Origin of the sequence: Bradyrhizobium sp. PRIMUS42, from assembly GCF_023006515.1 — a bacterium.
GTDB lineage: Bacteria > Pseudomonadota > Alphaproteobacteria > Rhizobiales > Xanthobacteraceae > Bradyrhizobium.
In genome coordinates this window covers 1-1,082 of the sequence record NZ_JALBGZ010001234.1, presented here as the reverse complement: position 1 = coordinate 1,082, position 1,082 = coordinate 1, and the positions used below count along the sequence as shown (strand labels likewise).

The window sequence follows — 1,082 nt, the reverse complement described above, 5'->3', positions numbered from 1 at the left end:
CTAGCGCTGCCGGGCGCGCTCTGGCGCTGCCGGGCGCGCTCTGGCGCTGCCGCGTGAGGGCGCCTATGTCTGCGCTGCTATCAAGGGAGATAAACATGCACGTGACAACCGCTGACAAGCGCGCGGCGTTCAAGAAGATGCACGAGAGCGGATGCTTCATCCTGCCCAATCCGGTCGATGTCGGCAGCGCCAAGGCGTTGCAGCATCTCGGTTTCAAGGCGATTGCCTCATCGAGCGCGGGCTTTGCCTGGACCATCGGCAAGGCCGACAACCACGTCACTGTCGAGGACGTCTGTCAGCATCTGGCAGCATTGAGCTCGGCGGTCGATATTCCGGTGAACGCCGATTTCGAGGGCGGCTTCGCGGTCGAGCCGGACAGGGTTGCGGACAATGTCGAGCGCTGCGTGCGAACCGGCGTTGCCGGTCTGTCGATCGAGGATTCCACCGGCGACAAGGACAAGCCGATCTACGAGCGCACGCTCGCGGTCGAGCGCATCAGGGCCTCGCGCAAGGCGATCGGCGACAGCGGCACGCTGCTGGTCGGCCGCTGCGAAGCCTATTTGTGGGGCGTGACCGATCTCAAGCTGGTCATCGACCGGCTCACCGCTTACGCGGACGCCGGGGCCGACTGCCTCTACGCGCCAGGCCTCAAGACCCGCGAGGATATCGCCGCAGTGGTGAAGGCGGTGCACCCAAAACCATTCAACCTGCTGATCGGTGCTTCCGGCCTGTCGTTGCAGGAAGCCGCCGACCTCGGCGTACGCCGGATCAGCGTCGGTGGCTCGCTTGCCCGCGCCGCCTGGGGCGGCTTCATGCGGGCGGCGAAGGAGATGGCGGAGAAGGGCACATTCACCGAACTCGGCCGCGGCTATTCCGGCGGCGACCTCAACAAGATGTTCAGCTAGCAAACGAAGAGCGGCGGGACATTGTCCCGCCGCTCTCACGTCTCATTGCGAACTATTGCTTCGCGCCGTCTGACGGCGTCTGCGTATCCGGCGCCGGCTTTGCGGCAGGTGTATCCGGAGCCGGGGCTGCCGGCTTGCTCGGTGCAGCACCCGTGGTCACGCCCGGGCCGGTGTTGG

The 1,082-nt window shown here is 65.9% G+C and carries 1 protein-coding gene; it reads left to right on the top strand.

Going from position 1 to position 1,082, the window contains the following annotated elements:
• Positions 1-95 precede the first annotated feature (95 nt).
• Entirely contained in the window at positions 96-905 is an 810-nt protein-coding gene (locus MOV75_RS39330; protein ID WP_246922972.1) for an oxaloacetate decarboxylase, read from the top strand.
• Positions 906-1,082: the final 177 nt, after the last annotated feature.

What these genes read in the sequence shown, in the direction of transcription:
- MOV75_RS39330 (WP_246922972.1), top strand. Translation starts at nt 96, where the DNA reads ATGCACGTGACAACCGCTGACAAGCGCGCGGCGTTCAAGAAGATGCAC.